The organism is Methyloversatilis sp. (assembly GCF_030696805.1).
In the GTDB taxonomy this organism is placed as follows: domain Bacteria; phylum Pseudomonadota; class Gammaproteobacteria; order Burkholderiales; family Rhodocyclaceae; genus Methyloversatilis.
The window spans coordinates 23,346-39,750 of the sequence record NZ_JAUYRO010000002.1; the positions used below are offsets into that span (position 1 = coordinate 23,346).

The following is a 16,405-nucleotide window of genomic DNA, read 5'->3' on the forward strand; positions in this document are numbered from 1 at the left end:
CGTGCGCACCACCTCGTATAATCCATAATTATACAGCTCATAAGCTTCACTGAAACCTCGGAACGGCAAATCGCCGATCAATTTTGCGGCGGCGCAATATCCACCCTCAATTCGGCAACGCCTTCCACACGCGCACTGACGCAGTCACCGGGGTGCAGTGCCGCAACACCCGCCGGCGTGCCGGTGAACAGCAGATCGCCAGCGCGCAGTTCGACCAGCTGCGACAGCCTGACCAGAAGCGTGTCCACATCGAGAATCATGTCGGCCAGATCGCCCCGCTGACGCATCTGCCCATTCACCGACAGTTCGATCTGCCCGGCGCGCGGATGTCCGCACACAGTGGCCGGCACCAGTTGCGACACCGGCGCACTCTGGTCAAAACCCTTGCCCATATCCCATGGCTGCCCCTTGTCGCGAGCCGCACGCTGCAGATCACGCCGGGTCAGGTCCAGCCCGACGCCGTAGCCGAAAATGCATGCGCGCGCCTGAGCAGGATTCAGCGCTCGGCCGCCACCGTGCAGCGCTACCACCAGTTCCACTTCATGCTGCAGGTCACGTGTCGCAGGCGGATAGGCCACCGCAGCGGGCACGTTCACCACTGCATCGGCTGGCTTGGAAAAGAAGAAAGGCGCTTCGAGCGCCGGGTCATGCCCCATCTCTCTCGCATGCTCGGCGTAATTTCGCCCGACACAGTAGATGCGCCGCACCGGAAAAAGCGCCTTTTCACCCTGTACCGGAAGCGTCGGTACAGGTAACGGAAACAGCATCAGCGGCATGGCTGGCTCCTGCAGGGTTGTCGTGACAGACAAGTTTGCCTGCAGCGGCATCGCTTGGCACGGCGCGGCTCCAGCCGGGTTGCGCCATTAAAGTAAAGTTTCCCCTCGCGCGGCCGAAAGAACTGACAACGACCATTACTCTCAGGCGAATGCAGGTTCGGAGATCCTTGTGACCCCTCGACGTCCGCTACATCCACGCACGCTTCATTACTTGCGCCCGACCCTTCTGGCAGCCGCGTTGCTTGCCGCAGGTCTGCACGCACAGGATGCGCTCGCACTCGGATTGGGTGCGATCAGGACCAAATCGGTCATCGGTGAACCGTTCCGGGCAGAAATTACCGTGCTCGGTGAAGGTGAAGCCGTTCCGGCCAGCACCTGCTTTTCGATCGACGCTCCGGCCACGGCTGCCGCAGACGATCTACCGTGGCTGTCGAGTGCGCGCATCCGCACGCAGGGCCGCACCGTTTTCATCAGCAGTTCGCAGGCCATCAACGACCCCATCCTGATGGTCGGGCTGCGCCTCAGCTGCGGTTTCGAACTGGCACGCGAATACGCCGTGCTCATGCAGCCGTCCGGCGCCCTGCGGATCGAGGACACCGTGGCGCCCGCGCCGCCTGCACCCGCAGTGGTCCCGGCGCGCCGCACTGCGGCAACCGCCCCGATCGACGCCCGGGCTGCATCCGTGGCCGACGACCGGCCCGCGCAGCCAAAGCCGGGGCCGGAACGCAAGCCGCGGCGCCAGAAGGAAGCTGCGACTGTCGACCGCCTGTGGGTGGCGCCGAACGCAGACGCCGGGAACGGACTGAAAATGTCGGGCGGGCTTTCGCGTCGGGCCGAAGCCAGTGAAGCCCAGCGCGAGGTGCTGCGCACGGAGCAGCGGCTGCTCGCCGCGCTCGATGAACAGATCGCGACCCATCTCGCCATCGCTGACAAGGTCAAGCAGCTCGAGGCACGCATGGCGGAACTGCAGAAGCAGCTCGGCCGGACCGAAGCATCGATGGACACCGCCTTGCCGCCGCAACAAACCGCCACTCCCGTCACTGCCAGGCCTGACGTCACATCGGCAGCGCCGACGGCATCCGCGGTCGAAGCAGATGACGTGACTGGGCAGGCGCCTGCCGGCGACAGCCCGGCGATCGAGTCAGCCACGGTGGAGGCACCGTCAATCCCGGATAGGATTGTCGCGCCGCCCGCCGGGTTGACCAACGAACCGGTGCGCGTCATCAACAAGCTGCCACCCGATACCGTGCCGGAGACCCCCGAGGCGAGCGGCGTGAACTGGCTGGTCGCAGCACTCGGTGCGCTGGCCGCCGGTTCCGTACTGGGCGGCGCCTGGATATGGCGCCGTCGCGCCCGCAAGCTTGCGGCTTCAGCAGCCTTGCGCAGCCGCCATGCCGAAGAGGCCATCACCCGCATGATGATGAGCCAGACACTGTCGCCGGTGGTTGCGGACTCGCCGGCCGCACAGGACGATGTGGATACGATGTCGTGGAAGCCGCCACGCCAGCAGGACCCCGAATATCCGGTCGGCCCGGCAGCACGCGCGCCCGAAGCCGCATCGTTCAAGCATGTTCCCGGTGAAGCACCCGCCGAGAACATTCAGGACCTGAATACTGCGCAGCAGCACCCGGTCCTTGACACGTCAACCGAGGCGGATGCGCCGGGCGTCGATTTCGAACTGGGGCAGGTCGACGGAAACGAAGCGGATACGCCGATTCGGCTCGACCTCGAATTCGACAGCTTCACCGGTTCGGCGAGCAGCCTTGGCGCCTCCGAAACCAGCGCTGCGCCGCCCGGGCCGAGGTTGGTCAGCAGTACAACCACCCCACCTGCTGCCCTGAGTTTCGATCAGACTGCCCGACCCGCCAACGAAGAAGCACCGCCGTCTTCCGAGCATGTGCTCGAACTGGCCGAAATCATGATGTCCTTCGGTCGTGCCGAGGGCGCGGCGCAGACACTGTCCGAATTCCTGCGCGATTACCCGAAGGAATCGATCATTCCGTGGCTCAAGCTGCTCGATCTTTACCACTCAAGCGGCCGGCGCGGCGAATACGACGATCTGGCGCCCAAGCTGAATCGCGCATTCAATGCCAAAGTGCCGGACTGGGAGCATTTCTGCGGCCCCACGACGTCGGAGTCGGTCGAGCAGTTCGGACACATCATGGCGCGCATCAGTGCCAGCTGGCCGAACCAGGATTGTCTGGACTACCTTGCGGAGTTGCTGCGGGACAACCGTGCCGGGGCTCGCGTCGGCTTCCCGCTCGGTGTGATCGACGACATCCTGCTGTTGAAGGCCATTCTCGAATGGCTGATTGCCAACCCGTCGATCACCGAAACCCAGACGTCCCGGCTGGCACTGCTGTAAGACAGCGCACCCGCATCAAGCCGGGTTGTCGATATCGACGAATTCGATCGTCAGCCCGAACCGTTCGGCCAGATGCGCGCCCAGCGCCTTGACGCCATACCGCTCAGTCGCATGATGACCGGCGGCGATGTAGGGCACCCCGGACTCGCGCGCGAGATGGGCGGTCGGCTCGGAAATTTCTCCGGATATGAACAGATCGACGCCGGCGTCGATGGCCTGCTCGAAAAACCCCTGCGCTGCACCGGTGCACCAGGCGACGCGTCGCACTATGCGCTGCGCGTCGCCGACCAGCAGGGGCTTACGGCCCAGCACGCTCTCGGTTCGCATGCACAGCTCGGCAGCCGTGGCCGGCTGTTCAGGTTCGCCCAGCCATATCAGACCCTGCTCTCCGGTCGTGCCGGTCGGCCGGAAATCAAGCAGACTGCCGAGGCGAGCGTTGTTGCCCAGTTCGGGATGCGCATCCAGCGGCAGATGATAGGCAAACAGGTTGATGTCATGCGCCAGCACGCGCGCCATCCGGGCGCGTCGGGTGCCGGTCACCCGGCCATCCTCACCGCGCCAGAACCAGCCGTGGTGCACCAGCAGGGCCTGCGCGCCGCGCTCGATCGCAGCTTCGATCAGGGCCAGGCTGGCACTGACACCGCAGACGATTTTCGACACCTCTGACGCGCCTTCCACTTGCAGTCCGTTTGGGCAATAATCCTTGAAGCGCGCGGCATCCAGCAGTTCGTCGAGATATCTTTGCAGCTGCGTCGTGTCCATTTTCCCCCCGGTTTTCATTTCCTGATTATGCAGCGTCTGTGGCTTGTCTTTGCTCAATCGGTCACGGCCGCGCTGGCCGTGCTTTTCGTCATTGCGACGCTGCGCCCCGACTGGTTGCCGGCACGCAACGGCCAGACTGGCGGCAACGCAGCGGTATCTGCCGCTCAGGCGGCCTTGTTGCCGGATGTGGCGATGCCACCCGCGCGTGTCGAAGCCGCCAGGGTCGTAACCTACGCCGACGCGGCGCAGAAGGCGCTGCCTTCGGTGGTCCACGTGTTTACGACCAAGGCGGTGAAGACCCCGCAGCACCCGCTGATGAATGATCCGGTGTTCCGGCATTTCTTCGGCGACCGGCTTGGCAATCAGCCGCAGCGCCAGATGGGACTCGGTTCCGGCGTCATCGTCAGCGAAGATGGCGTGGTGCTGACCAACAACCATGTGGTCGAGGCAGCCGACGAAATCGAGGTATCGCTGAACGACGGCGGCAAGTATCCGGCCACGCTGATCGGCAGCGACCCCGAATCCGACCTGGCGGTGCTGCGCGTCAAGGCGCCGACCAAATTGCCGGCGGCCAGTTTCGGTGCAACCGACGGTCTGCGCATCGGCGACGTGGTGCTGGCCATCGGCAACCCGTTCGACGTCGGGCAGACCGTCACGATGGGCATCGTGTCGGCGCTCGGCCGCTCGCAGTTGGGCATCAACACCTTCGAGAACTTCATCCAGACCGACGCCGCGATCAACCCGGGCAATTCGGGCGGCGCACTGGTCGATGCTGACGGCAATCTGGTCGGCATCAACACTGCGATTTACTCGCGCAGCGGCGGCTCGCTGGGCATCGGCTTCGCGATTCCGGTCAGCACGGCGCGCAGCGTGATGGAACAGATCGTCGCCAACGGCTCGGTCACGCGTGGCTGGGTCGGTGTGGAGGTGCAGGAACTGACGCCCGAACTGGCTGAAAGCTTCAAGGTTCCGGCGGCTGGCGGCGCGCTGATCGCAGGCGTGATGCGTGGCAGCCCGGCCGATCGCGGCGGCGTCCGGCCGGGCGATGTGCTGCTGGAGGTCGATGGCAGGAAGGTGAAGGACGCTTCCGGCATGCTGCAGCTGATCGCGGCACTCGTGCCCGGTCAGCAGGCAACGCTGAAAATCTACCGCAGCGGCGGCGAAAAGGATCTGGGAGTCACCGTGGGCAAGCGCCCGGTCACCGCGCAGGCGCAGCGCCGCGACGAGTGATCAGGCGTCCTGAGCCGCCTTGCTGCGCTCGGGTGACGCCTTGATGAAGCGCGAAAGCAGGATGCCGAGCTCGTACAGCAGGCACAGCGGTATCGCCAGCAGCAACTGCGACACCACATCAGGCGGCGTGACGATCGCCGCCACGACGAAGGCGCCGACGATCACGTAGGGGCGGGCCTCCTTGAGCTGCGCAATGGTCACCAGCCCGAAGCGCACCAGCACGATGACCACGATGGGTACCTCGAAGGTGACGCCGAACGCGGTAAACATGGTCAGCACGAAGGACAGGTATTGCTCGATATCCGGCGCCGGCGTGATGCTTTTCGGTGCGAATTCCGCGATGAAACTGAATACAACGCCGAAAACGAGGAAGTAGCAAAACGCCATGCCGACGATGAACAGCAGCGTGCTTGCAATGATCAGCGGCAGTCCGAGCCGCTTCTCGTGTGCGTACAGACCGGGCGCAATGAAGGCCCAGACCTGGTAGAGCACCACCGGCAGCGAGATGAGGAAGGCCAGCATCAGCGTCACCTTCACCGGGACGAAGAACGGCGTCACGACACCGGTGGCGATCATCTTGGTGCCTTCCGGAAGCGCCACCATCAGCGGATGAGCAAGGATGTCGTAGATGTCCGCCGCCCAGGGCATCAGGCACACGAACACCACGACCACTGCAATGACGGCGCGCAGCAGCCGGTCTCGCAACTCGACCAGATGAGATACGAAGCTTTCGGTCTGTTCGTTCATGCCCGGCTTCTCATGCCTTTTCGCGATTCGCCGGCTCGATCGCGCCGGGCGGCGGGATGTCGAGCGACAGCTGGCCGGATGCAGGATCTTCGGCCGGCACGGCGGGGTTGGCCGGCGGGGGCGGGTCCATCAGGGTGTTTTCGACAGCGGCGTATTTGTCCTGCTCGGCCATCGCTGCGCGCATCTGGTCACTCAGCCCGGCCGCTTCGTTATTGACGCCGGCCGCGGTTTCATCGACCTGGCGCTCGACATCGCGCACCTGCTGTTCTACCTGGGCTTGCAGCTTGCGCAGTTCGTCCAGCTGCATCTCACGCGAAATGTCCGACTTCACATCGCTCACGTAACGCTTCAGGCGACCGAGCAGGTGCCCGGCCGTGCGCGCGGCACGCGGCAGCCTTTCAGGGCCGAGCACCAACAGCGCGACGACGCCAATGATCAGGAATTCGGAAAAACCGATGTCAAACATGGACTGGACGGATGAGGCTCCGGGTACTGCGCCCCGGTGGCCGTGTGGCGACGCGACCCGGCAAGCGGCCGGGCACAGGGGTCAGGACTTGACCTTCTCTTCTGCCTTGACGTCGATGGTGCGGCCCACGTGCTGGGTCGGCTGCTCCGTTGTACCAGCGGCGTCGTTCTCGCCACCCTTGACGCCGTCCTTGAAACCCTTGACCGCTCCGCCGAGGTCCGAACCGATGTTGCGCAGTTTCTTCGTGCCGAAGATGAGGAGCACGATGACCAGAACGATAAGCCAGTGCGTAATGCTGAATGAACCCATGATTACCTCTCGAAAACGAGCATGGGCGGCAGGGGATCCGGCCCGCCCACGACATGCATATGAAGATGATACACCTCCTGCCGACCCACCCTTCCGCAGTTGATCAGCGTGCGATAGCCGTCGGTACATCCGGCTTCGCGCGCCAGCTCGCCGACTTTCGCGAGCATGCGACCCAGCGCTGCCTCGTGCGCCGCACTCGCATCCGACAGCGTCGGAATGTGGGCTTTCGGAATGATCAGGAAATGCACCGGCGCGACAGGGTTGATGTCGTGGAACGCATAGATCAGATCATCTTCGTACAGCTTGCGCGACGGAATCTTGCCGCTGATGATCTTGCAGAAAATGCAGTCGTTGTCGTGCATGGCGTCAGTGTGTCCGTTAGGAGCGCATTCTGGGATACGCGTATTACCGTATTGTGTGCCTGCAACAGTGCTTCAGGTTGTGCGCGAACGTTTTTCGTCCAGGCCGGAAATGCCTTCGCGGCGACGGAATTCGTGCAGCACGTCATCGACCGTCAGGCCGTGGTGCGCAAGCAGCACCATGCTGTGGAACCAGAGGTCGCACACCTCCTTCACCAGATGACCGGCGTCGCCATCCTTCGAAGCCATGATGGTTTCCGCGGCTTCTTCGACCACCTTCTTGCAGATCGCGTCGGTCCCCTTGTGCAGCAGCGACGACACATACGACGAGCCGGGTTCGGCCGCCTGCCGTTCGGCAATGGTCTGCGCCACTCGATGCAATACTTCAATGTCGATCATTTGTAGATGTCGTCCGGATTCTTGAGTACGGGCTCGGTTGTTTCCCAGCTGTCGCTCGTCAAGGCATGGAAAAAGCAGCTGTGACGTCCCGTATGGCAGGCGATACCGCCGGTTTGTTCAACTTTCAGCAGCAGTACGTCGCGATCGCAGTCGAGGCGGATGTCCAGCACCTTCTGCGTGTGACCCGATTCCTCGCCCTTGTGCCACAGCCTGCCGCGCGAACGCGACCAGAAAACGGCTTCGCGCAATTCAGCCGTGCGGACCAGCGCTTCACGGTTCATCCAGGCGAACATCAGCACATCGCCGCTGGCCGCCTCCTGCACGATGACCGGCAGCAGGCCGTTGGCATCCCACTCGACTTCGTCTGCCCAGGCCGGCCCGCTCACAGTCTGACCTCGATGCCACGGCTGCGCATGCGTTCCTTGGCTTCGCGCACCGTATGTTCGCCGAAGTGGAAGATGCTGGCGGCCAGCACGGCATCTGCACCCCCATCAAGCACACCGTCGACCAGATGGTCGAGCGTGCCGACACCACCCGAAGCGATCACCGGGATGCGTACCGCGTCCGACACCGCGCGCGTCAGCGCCAGATCGAAACCGCTCTTCGTGCCGTCGCGGTCCATGCTGGTGAGCAGGATTTCGCCTGCGCCAAGTGATTCGACCTTCTGCGCCCAGGCGATCGCGTCCAGCCCGGTGGCGTTGCGGCCGCCGTGGGTAAACACCTCCCAGTGCGGCTGACCGTCGCGGTCGGCCACACGCTTCGCATCGATAGCCACCACGATGCACTGCGAACCGACCTTGCCGGATGCCCGGGCGACCAGTTCGGGATCGTTGATCGCCGCCGTATTCATGCTGACCTTGTCGGCGCCGGCATTGAGCAGGCGGCGCACGTCTTCGACCGCGCGCACGCCGCCGCCCACCGTCAACGGGATGAACACCTGATCAGCCACCCGTTCGACGACGTGCAAGATGATGTCGCGCGCGTCCGAACTGGCGGTGATGTCGAGGAAGGTCAGTTCGTCAGCGCCCTGTTCGTCGTAGCGACGGGCGATTTCAACCGGATCGCCTGCGTCTTTCAGTGCAACGAAATTGACGCCCTTGACCACGCGGCCGGCGTTGACGTCCAGACAGGGGATGATGCGCTTGGCCAGCATGGAACTCCCGCGCCGCGCGCGACAGAAAGTGGATCAGGTGTCGCCGTTCAGGCGGTCGACTTCGGCCTGGGCCGCCGCGAAATCCAGCGTGCCCTCGTAGATGGCGCGTCCGGTGATGGCGCCCATGACGCCTTCGTCCTCGACGGCGCACAGCGCACGGATATCGTCCATATTGGTCACGCCGCCCGAGGCGATGACCGGAATGCGCAGCGCCTGCGCGAGCTTGACGGTCGCTTCGATGTTGACGCCACCCAGCATGCCGTCGCGGCCGATGTCGGTGTAGACGACCGCTTCGACGCCCTGATCCTCGAACTTCTTCGCCAGATCGACCACGTCGTGACCGGTCATCTTCGACCAGCCATCCACTGCGACCTTGCCGTCGCGCGCGTCCAGCCCGACGATGATGTGGCCGGGAAAGGCGCCGCAGGCGTCATGCACGAAACCCGGACTCTTCACCGCCGCCGTGCCGATGATGACGTAACTGATGCCGTCATCCAGATAGCGCTCGATGGTATCGAGGTCACGAATCCCCCCGCCGAGCTGGATCGGGATTTCGTCTCCAAGCTCGCGCACGATGGCCTTGATGGCCGCTTCGTTCTTCGGCTTGCCGGCCACGGCGCCGTTCAGATCGACCAGATGCAGGCGGCGCGCGCCGGCATCCAGCCAATGCCGGGCCATGGCAGCCGGGTCTTCCGAAAATACGGTCACCACCTCCATGTCGCCTTGCTTCAGGCGTACGCAGTGGCCGTCCTTGAGGTCGATGGCAGGAATCAGCAGCATGGCACGAGGTCGGGTCGAGTCAGATAAGGGAGAGAGGCAGTCAAGGTCGGGCAGCACTGCCCGGCTTCGTCCATCAGGGCGTCCAGTCGATGAAGTTGGCCAGCAGGCGCAGTCCGGCGTGTGCGCTCTTTTCGGGATGGAACTGAACGGCGAAAATATTATCTCGCGCTATGGCGCTGGTAAAGGGCGCGCCGTAACAGGTTTCACCTGCGGTCACGTCAGCGTTTCGCGGCACCACATAGTAACTATGCACGAAATAGAAGCGTTCTTCATCTGGAATACCCGCCCAAAGCGGGTGTTTTGCGGTCTGGCGGACGCCGTTCCAGCCCATGTGCGGGACCTTGAGCCGCGCGCCGCTCTCCGGATCGACCGGATCGTCAAAGCGACGGACTTCGCCACCCAGCACTCCGAGACCGGGATGATCACCCTCTTCGCTGTGTTCGAACAACATCTGCAGGCCGATGCAGATGCCGAGGAAGGGTTTGTTCGCGGCGGCATCGATCACGGCACTGCGCAACTGGCGCAAATCGAGTTCGCGCATGCAGTCGGGCATTGCGCCCTGCCCCGGAAACACGATCCGGTCGGCCGCTGCGACATCGCGCGGGTCGCTGCTGACGACGACGTCAGCGGCCGGCGCGATGTGCCCGATCGCCTTGGCGACGGAACGCAGGTTGCCCATACCGTAATCGATGATGACAACGCGGGTCATGAGTGGCGCAAAGAAGAGTGGAACGCGAAGTTTTCGGGTTCGAAATCAGGCGGACGCTCAGAGCGTGCCCTTGGTCGACGGCATCTGGCCGGACGCGCGGTCATCGCGCTCGCTGGCCGCACGCAAGGCTCTTGCGAAGGCCTTGAACACGGTTTCGCACTGATGGTGGGCATTGATTCCGCGAAGATTGTCGATGTGCAGTGTGACGAGCGCGTGATTGACGAAACCCTGGAAGAATTCGCGCACCAGGTCGACATCGAAATCGCCGATGCGCGCCCGCGTGTAATCGACGTTGTAGACAAGGCCCGGACGGCCGGACAGATCAACCACGACGCGCGACATCGCTTCGTCGAGCGGCACATAGGCGTGGCCGTAGCGACGCAGCCCCTTCTTGTCGCCAACTGCCCTGGCGTAGGCCTGACCCAGCGAGATGCCGACATCTTCCACCGTGTGATGGGCATCGATCTCCAGATCGCCCTTCGCGCTGACTTCCAGATCGATCAGGCCGTGGCGAACGATCTGGTCGAGCATGTGGTCAAGGAACGGGATGCCGGTATCGAGCTTGCCCTGGCCGCTGCCATCGAGATTGATGCGCACGCTGATCTGGGTTTCGAGCGTGTTGCGCGTGATGTCTGCTTGCCGCATGGATGGTCGGATCGCCGTCGGAAAATCGCCCCGGCGCAGCGCCGGAATCGCAAGTGCCCGATGATAACATCGACTCGGACCCGGTCATTTGCGGCGCTCGTCGCGCCGGCTGCCCGTTCTCCGTTTCAATACGTCACCACCTCGATCACCATGAGCCAGTTCTGGAGCCCCGTCGTCAGTACCCTGTCGCCCTACACACCGGGCGAGCAACCGAAGATCGAAGGCCTGATCAAGCTCAACACGAACGAGTGCCCCTACCCGCCCAGCCCGCGCGCCGTTGCAGCCATACAGGCTGAACTGGGCCGCGACGGCGACCGGCTGAAGCTGTATCCGGAACCGTCAGGGCAGATTCTGCGCGAGGCGATCGCCGCACGTTTCGGTATCGGTCCGGATCAGGTGTTCGTCGGCAACAGTTCCGACGAAGTATTGGCGCACACCTTCATCGGTCTGCTGAAGCATGACCGGCCGTTGGTTTTTCCGGACATCACCTACAGCTTCTACCCGGTCTACTGCCAGCTGTACGGCATCGCCTTCGAGCGCGTGCCGCTGGACGCCCAGTTCGCGATCCGCGTCGACGACCTGATCGCCCGTCGGCCCGGCGCGGTGATCTTTCCGAATCCAAACGCACCGACCGGCTGCCTGCTGCCGCTAAAAGACATCGACCGGCTTGCTTCGGCGCTGCCTGATTGCCCGGTGGTGATCGACGAGGCCTACATCGACTTCGGCGGCGAGTCATCGGTGGCGCTGATCGATCGTCACGCCAATCTGCTGATCACGCAAACGCTGTCGAAGTCGCGTTCGCTGGCCGGGCTGCGCGTGGGTTTCGCCGTGGGTCACCCGGCATTGATCGAAGCGCTGACGCGGGTGAAGGACAGCTTCAACTCGTACCCGCTCGACCGGCTGGCCCTCGTTGGCGCCACAGCCTCGATCGAGGACGTCGAATGGTTCGACCAGACGCGCCGGCACGTCATGGCAAGCCGCGAAGCGCTGCGCGCCGATCTGGATGCGCTGGGCTTCGACGTACTGCCTTCAGCGGCCAACTTCCTGTTCGTTCGCCATCCGGCGCACGACGCTGCCGCGCTGGCACTGGCACTGCGCGAGCGGCGCATCCTGGTGCGCCACTTCAAGGTAGCGCGCATCGAACAGTTTCTGCGCGTCACGATCGGAACCGATGCGCAGTGTGCATCGCTTGTCGCCGCGCTGCGGGAAATCATCAAGACTTCCTGACCTGATGTCGAACTTGCGGAGCGCTTCTTGCTAGAGCTTCCCGGCCCACATCCTCCGGTCGTTCAGTCATGCATCGCTTTGCCCGCACCCTGCTCCAGTCCGCCCTGATTGCCGCGCTCGCCGGCTGCACCGGCATTTCATTCAAGCAGGGCGCCGGCGGCGAAGACTTCCGCCGCGCCGAAGCCGAATGCAGGAGCACCACTTCGGAGCGCAACGCATTCTCCCGGTGCATGGACGAAAAGGGGTGGTGGACGCGGTCGATGGAAGAACTGTCACAACTCGGTTTCGCGCCGGTGGATGAAGATGCCGCCGATATCGAGGATGAGGCTGCCGTGCCGGTAGCCGCCGCGGCAGCTACCGGCACGGCCGCAGGTTCGAAGCCGGCGGCGGCACCCTCTTCCGGCGCAGCTCCGGCAGAAAAGCAGGCGGGCGCAGCCCGTCCGGCGGCGGCAGTTGCCGCCAAAGCGGCAGTACCGAAAGATCCGCTGTCGCGCCTCACCATTGCCATGTGGGCCAAAGCCGGGGCCGACGGCTCGGCGCTGATGGTTTCACAGGCAGCCTGCCTGTCGACACTCGGTGCCGGCCACGAGCCCGATCCGATCGCCAAGACTGTCACCCGCGGCCTGTACGACTGCCTGCGCAAGGACGGCTGGACCGGCATGACCTTGCGCTGACTGCGTCCTGCGTTACCCGTTACCGCGTTTGATCATTTCATTCGTATGGAATACTCTTGCGCCGGGTGTATGCACAACGAATAATTCAAACAGCGGCATTTGAACGGCTGCCAGGGACACACCCGAAGAAATCCGCCCTCACCGGGGCGGCTCGTCACATTTTCCGAGGAGAGTCCCATGTTGTCAGCACGCAAGCTTCTTGCTGTCTCGCTGTGCCTGTCGGCGCAGCACACGTTCGCACTGAGCACCGGTGACATTGCGTTCACCGCACTGAATACCGATGAAGACGGTTGGGCCATCGTGGCCCTAACCGAACTGGCGGCTGACAGCACGATCTACTTCACCGACAGCAACTGGGGCGGCAGCGCATTTTCAAGCGCCGAAGGCTTTCACACCTGGAACACCGGCGCTGCATCAATTGCCGCCGGCAGCGTGATCCGCTTCAGCCAGATCGATCAGGCAAGCCGCGCGGCATCGATCGGCGCACTGACGTCGTCGGGCAACCGCGCGCTGAGCAGCACGGCCGAAACCGTGTATGCCTACCTCGGCACGGCCGCCAACAGCCCGACCACCTTCCTCGCCGCGGTGTCGTCCGAAGCAAACGCCGCCGCCACGAACGCGCTCGCTGCCGCCGGGTTGCAGGCCGGCATCAACGCCGTGATTCTGCCGGCCAGCACCGACTTCGCGGAATACACCGGGCCGCGCAGTGGCGAAGCAGATTTCGCTGCCTACCGGCTGCTCGTCAATGCTGCTTCGAACTGGACCGGCTTCACTGACGGCGACCACGCAAGCGCGCAACCTGACCTCGCGGCGTTTTCGATTTCGGTGTCGCCGGTACCTGAAGTATCGATGGGCTGGATGATGTTGGCAGGCCTTGCGCTAATGGCCGCGCGCCTGCGCCGATAACGCGCTGACACCACGCGAGAAACCTCAGGGCGCTGGCAGGGGTTCGATCAGCGCCCTGTAGGCATGCCAGGTTGCGTGCCCGATCAGCGGCATCAGCACGATAAGGCCGAGGAACAGGGTGGCGAATCCGGCTACGGTCAATAGCACGATCAGCATGGCCCACACCAACATCGGACCGGGGTTGCTACCGAGCACGATCAGGCTCGCCAGCATCGAAGTCACGGCGTCCTGCCGCCGGTCAAGCATCAACGGAATGGCGACCACGCTGGCACCGAACACGAGTGACGCAAAGATGGAGCCGACCAGCGCATAGGCCATCAGGAACTCGACGTTCTCCAGACTGACAACCTGTTCGACGAAGCGGCCGACGGAAGGCATCTCAGAGGTGTAGAACAGCGCGAATACGACCAGCGACGCGCGCGCCCATACGAGAAAGATGATGATCAGCACGACGGCGAATACGCCGATTGCCCCGGCATTGTGCTGACCGGCGGTGAGCGAGTGCGCAAGCATGGGCGATTCGCCCGCTTCGCGCCGACGCGACAGATCGTACAGGCCGAGCGAAAGAAAAGGGCCCAGCAGCAGAAAGCCGCAGACCAACGCCGAGGTGAGATGATACGCGTGGCTGAACACGACTGACAGCAGCAGACCCATGAAGGCAAAGCAGCCACCGTAGAAAATGCTGGCGGCCGGATTGCCGGCAAGGTCCGCAGCGCCCTTGGCAAGCCAGTCGAACGGCGCGAACATTCCGACTTCACGGACAACCGGGAACGGAAGTTCCTGTGCATCACCCCGGGCCGGACTTTCTCCGGTCGGCAGTTCCGATGGCTGCATGCATCCCCCTCATCCGCATCACCGCATTGATGCGCGCCGACCACCCTGCCGACGCGTGACCCGGCGCCACTGTACGCCGAGTCACTGCAGCCGGGGGAATCAGTCCTTCAGGCGCATTTCCGCCGAACGAGCGTGTGCCTGCAGGCCTTCTCCGTGTGCCAGCACCGACGCGATGCGACCCAGCTTCTGGGCGCCTTCAGCGGAAATCTCCAGAATCGATGTGCGCTTCTGGAAATCGTACACGCCGAGCGGACTGGAGAAGCGCGCACTGCGCATGGTCGGCAGCACGTGATTCGGGCCAGCGCAGTAGTCACCCAGCGCCTCGACCGAGTAGTGGCCAAGAAACATCGCACCCGCGTGACGGATGCGATCCACCCAGTCGCGCGGCGTTTCGGTACAGATTTCCAGGTGCTCCGGGGCGATCCGGTTGGCGATGTCGCACGCTTCGCACAGATCGCGCACCTTGATCAGTGCGCCCCGGTTGGCGAGCGACGTGGCGATGGTGTCGCGTCGCGGCATGCCGGGCAACAGGCGGTCAATCGACGAATGAACGCGGTCAATGAAAGCAGCGTCGGTGCACAGCAGGATGGACTGGGCAAGCTCGTCGTGCTCGGCCTGGGCGAACAGGTCCATCGCCAGCCAGTCCGGATTGCCGTGGCCATCGGAAATGATCAGCACCTCGGACGGACCGGCCACCATGTCGATGCCGACCGTTCCGAACACGCGGCGCTTGGCACTGGCCACGTAGGCATTGCCCGGGCCGACAATCTTGTCCACCTGCGGGATACTTTGCGTGCCGTAGGCGAGCGCGCCGACCGCCTGGGCGCCACCTATCGTGAATACGCGGTCAACCCCGGTGATGGCGGCGGCGGCAAGCACCAGCGCATTGCGCTCGCCACCCGGCGTCGGCACAACCATGATCAGTTCCGATACGCCCGCCACCTTGGCCGGCACGGCGTTCATCAGAACAGAACTGGGGTAGGAGGCACGGCCGCCCGGTACATACAGGCCGACGCGGTCAAGCGGCGTCACCTTCTGGCCCAGCGTCGTGCCGTCCGCTTCGGTGTACTCCCACGACACCTGCTTCTGGCGCTCGTGATACAGGCGCACGCGGTCGGCGGCCTCGACCAACGCCGCGCGCTGCTCGTCTCCGAGGCTGGCATAGGCCTCGTCGAGCACGCTGCGCGGCAGTTCAAGCTCCACCATCGACGCGGCGTTGAGGCGGTCGAAGCGGCGCGTGCAGTCGAGCACGGCTTCGTCGCCGCGCGCGCGCACGTCACGCAGGATGCCGGCCACGGCCGCCTCGATGGCGTCGTCGGTCGACGCATCGAATGCAAGCAGCGCATCAAGCTGTTCGATGAAATCCGGCGCGCCGGAATCCATGCGTCGAATGGCGGTACTCATTGCACCGCCCCGGCGATCGCCTCGAGTATCGGTGACAGCGCATCGTGCTTCACCTTCAGTGATGCCTGATTGATGATGAGACGGGAGCTGATGTCCATGATGTGTTCGACCTCGACCAGATTGTTCGCACGCAGCGTGCCGCCACTGCTGACCAGATCGACGATGGCGTCGGCCAGGCCCACCAGCGGCGCCAGTTCCATCGATCCGTACAGCTTGATCAGGTCGACGTGGACGCCCTTGGCGGCGAAATGTTCGCGCGCCGTATGCACATACTTGGTCGCCACCTTGAGGCGTGCGCCGCGGCGAACTGCCTGCTCATAGTCGAAACCGGCCTGTGTCGCCACGCTCAGGCGGCAGCGCGCAATCTTCAGGTCGATCGGCTGGTACAGGCCGGCGCCGCCGTGCTCCAGCAGCACATCCTTGCCGGCGATGCCGATGTCGGCCGCACCATACTGCACATAGGTCGGCGTGTCGGATGCGCGCACGATGACCAGGCGCACATCCGACCGGTTGGTGCCGATGATGAGCTTGCGCGACGTTTCCGGATCATCGGTCGGTTCAATGCCTGCCGCAGCAAGCAGCGGCAGTGTTTCTTCGAAAATGCGACCCTTGGACAGGGCGAGGGTGATGCCTTGCACGGTGTGCCTCGTTAGCGGTTGG

20 protein-coding genes are annotated in these 16,405 nt (G+C 63.9%); 5 read left to right on the plus strand and 15 right to left on the minus strand.

Features of this window, described 5'->3' with window-relative positions; genetic code table 11:
• Positions 1-77: 77 nt before the first annotated feature.
• A complete protein-coding gene (locus Q8R75_RS00140) occupies positions 78-776 on the minus strand; it encodes a fumarylacetoacetate hydrolase family protein (protein WP_305612208.1) in 699 nt (232 codons plus the stop codon).
• Between the two features lie 211 nt (positions 777-987).
• Between Q8R75_RS00140 and Q8R75_RS00145 the strand changes: the two genes are divergently transcribed.
• Positions 988-3,141 carry a hypothetical protein gene (locus Q8R75_RS00145; protein WP_305626958.1) on the plus strand — a complete coding sequence of 718 codons (2,154 nt, stop codon included), beginning with the start codon at positions 988-990 and terminating at the stop codon, positions 3,139-3,141.
• Between the two features lie 15 nt (positions 3,142-3,156).
• On the opposite strand, the gene Q8R75_RS00150 is transcribed toward Q8R75_RS00145, so the two are convergent.
• Positions 3,157-3,903 carry a Nif3-like dinuclear metal center hexameric protein gene (locus tag Q8R75_RS00150; RefSeq protein WP_305612204.1) on the minus strand — a complete coding sequence of 249 codons (747 nt, stop codon included), beginning with the start codon at positions 3,901-3,903 and terminating at the stop codon, positions 3,157-3,159.
• Between the two features lie 27 nt (positions 3,904-3,930).
• Between Q8R75_RS00150 and Q8R75_RS00155 the strand changes: the two genes are divergently transcribed.
• Positions 3,931-5,133 (plus strand): Do family serine endopeptidase, encoded by a 1,203-nt coding sequence (locus tag Q8R75_RS00155; RefSeq protein WP_305612202.1) that lies wholly within the window; start codon positions 3,931-3,933, stop codon positions 5,131-5,133.
• Here the strand turns inward: Q8R75_RS00155 and tatC are convergent, their stop codons facing one another.
• The 10 genes from tatC to hisB all read right to left on the minus strand — a co-directional run bounded on the left by tatC (position 5,134) and on the right by hisB (position 10,700).
• Positions 5,134-5,880, minus strand: coding sequence for a twin-arginine translocase subunit TatC (tatC, locus tag Q8R75_RS00160; protein ID WP_305612200.1), 747 nt, complete (start codon positions 5,878-5,880; stop codon positions 5,134-5,136).
• A gap of 10 nt (positions 5,881-5,890) precedes the next feature.
• Complete coding sequence (gene tatB / locus Q8R75_RS00165) at positions 5,891-6,346, minus strand: Sec-independent protein translocase protein TatB (protein WP_069039444.1); 456 nt, start codon at positions 6,344-6,346, stop codon at positions 5,891-5,893.
• 81 nt (positions 6,347-6,427) lie between these two features.
• The gene (gene tatA / locus Q8R75_RS00170) at positions 6,428-6,655 is read right to left on the minus strand and encodes a Sec-independent protein translocase subunit TatA (RefSeq protein ID WP_305612198.1); all 228 of its coding nucleotides are present in this window, start codon (positions 6,653-6,655) and stop codon (positions 6,428-6,430) included.
• Positions 6,656-6,657: 2 nt separating this feature from the next.
• Positions 6,658-7,017 carry a histidine triad nucleotide-binding protein gene (locus Q8R75_RS00175; protein ID WP_305612196.1) on the minus strand — a complete coding sequence of 120 codons (360 nt, stop codon included), beginning with the start codon at positions 7,015-7,017 and terminating at the stop codon, positions 6,658-6,660.
• Positions 7,018-7,089: 72 nt separating this feature from the next.
• A complete protein-coding gene (locus tag Q8R75_RS00180; protein ID WP_305612194.1) occupies positions 7,090-7,413 on the minus strand; it encodes a phosphoribosyl-ATP diphosphatase in 324 nt (107 codons plus the stop codon).
• Positions 7,410-7,799 (minus strand): phosphoribosyl-AMP cyclohydrolase, encoded by a 390-nt coding sequence (gene hisI, locus Q8R75_RS00185; RefSeq protein WP_305612192.1) that lies wholly within the window; start codon positions 7,797-7,799, stop codon positions 7,410-7,412. Before hisI ends, Q8R75_RS00180 begins: the two co-directional genes overlap by 4 nt.
• Positions 7,796-8,566, minus strand: a complete 771-nt coding sequence (gene hisF / locus Q8R75_RS00190) for an imidazole glycerol phosphate synthase subunit HisF (protein WP_305612190.1) — start codon at positions 8,564-8,566, stop codon at positions 7,796-7,798. The genes hisI and hisF overlap by 4 nt, the downstream gene beginning before the upstream one ends.
• Before the next feature lie 33 nt (positions 8,567-8,599).
• Positions 8,600-9,346, minus strand: a complete 747-nt coding sequence (gene hisA / locus Q8R75_RS00195; RefSeq protein ID WP_305612188.1) for a 1-(5-phosphoribosyl)-5-[(5-phosphoribosylamino)methylideneamino]imidazole-4-carboxamide isomerase — start codon at positions 9,344-9,346, stop codon at positions 8,600-8,602.
• Between the two features lie 73 nt (positions 9,347-9,419).
• The gene (gene hisH, locus Q8R75_RS00200; protein ID WP_305612186.1) at positions 9,420-10,055 is read right to left on the minus strand and encodes an imidazole glycerol phosphate synthase subunit HisH; all 636 of its coding nucleotides are present in this window, start codon (positions 10,053-10,055) and stop codon (positions 9,420-9,422) included.
• A gap of 57 nt (positions 10,056-10,112) precedes the next feature.
• Positions 10,113-10,700, minus strand: a complete 588-nt coding sequence (hisB, locus tag Q8R75_RS00205; RefSeq protein ID WP_305626961.1) for an imidazoleglycerol-phosphate dehydratase HisB — start codon at positions 10,698-10,700, stop codon at positions 10,113-10,115.
• A gap of 150 nt (positions 10,701-10,850) precedes the next feature.
• On the opposite strand from hisB, the gene Q8R75_RS00210 reads away from it, so the two are divergent.
• The 3 genes from Q8R75_RS00210 to Q8R75_RS00220 all read left to right on the plus strand — a co-directional run bounded on the left by Q8R75_RS00210 (position 10,851) and on the right by Q8R75_RS00220 (position 13,507).
• On the plus strand, positions 10,851-11,927 hold the full coding sequence (locus Q8R75_RS00210) for a histidinol-phosphate transaminase (RefSeq protein ID WP_305612182.1): 1,077 nt from the start codon (positions 10,851-10,853) through the stop codon (positions 11,925-11,927).
• Between the two features lie 68 nt (positions 11,928-11,995).
• Positions 11,996-12,601, plus strand: a complete 606-nt coding sequence (locus Q8R75_RS00215) for a hypothetical protein (protein ID WP_305612180.1) — start codon at positions 11,996-11,998, stop codon at positions 12,599-12,601.
• A gap of 177 nt (positions 12,602-12,778) precedes the next feature.
• On the plus strand, positions 12,779-13,507 hold the full coding sequence (locus Q8R75_RS00220; protein WP_305612178.1) for a hypothetical protein: 729 nt from the start codon (positions 12,779-12,781) through the stop codon (positions 13,505-13,507).
• Positions 13,508-13,531: 24 nt separating this feature from the next.
• Here the strand turns inward: Q8R75_RS00220 and Q8R75_RS00225 are convergent, their stop codons facing one another.
• The 3 genes from Q8R75_RS00225 to hisG all read right to left on the minus strand — a co-directional run bounded on the left by Q8R75_RS00225 (position 13,532) and on the right by hisG (position 16,383).
• The gene (locus Q8R75_RS00225; RefSeq protein WP_305626965.1) at positions 13,532-14,341 is read right to left on the minus strand and encodes a DUF2189 domain-containing protein; all 810 of its coding nucleotides are present in this window, start codon (positions 14,339-14,341) and stop codon (positions 13,532-13,534) included.
• A gap of 99 nt (positions 14,342-14,440) precedes the next feature.
• Positions 14,441-15,745 (minus strand): histidinol dehydrogenase, encoded by a 1,305-nt coding sequence (gene hisD, locus Q8R75_RS00230; RefSeq protein WP_305612174.1) that lies wholly within the window; start codon positions 15,743-15,745, stop codon positions 14,441-14,443.
• Positions 15,742-16,383 (minus strand): ATP phosphoribosyltransferase, encoded by a 642-nt coding sequence (gene hisG, locus Q8R75_RS00235; RefSeq protein ID WP_305612173.1) that lies wholly within the window; start codon positions 16,381-16,383, stop codon positions 15,742-15,744. The genes hisD and hisG overlap by 4 nt, the downstream gene beginning before the upstream one ends.
• Between the last annotated feature and the right edge of the window lie 22 nt (positions 16,384-16,405).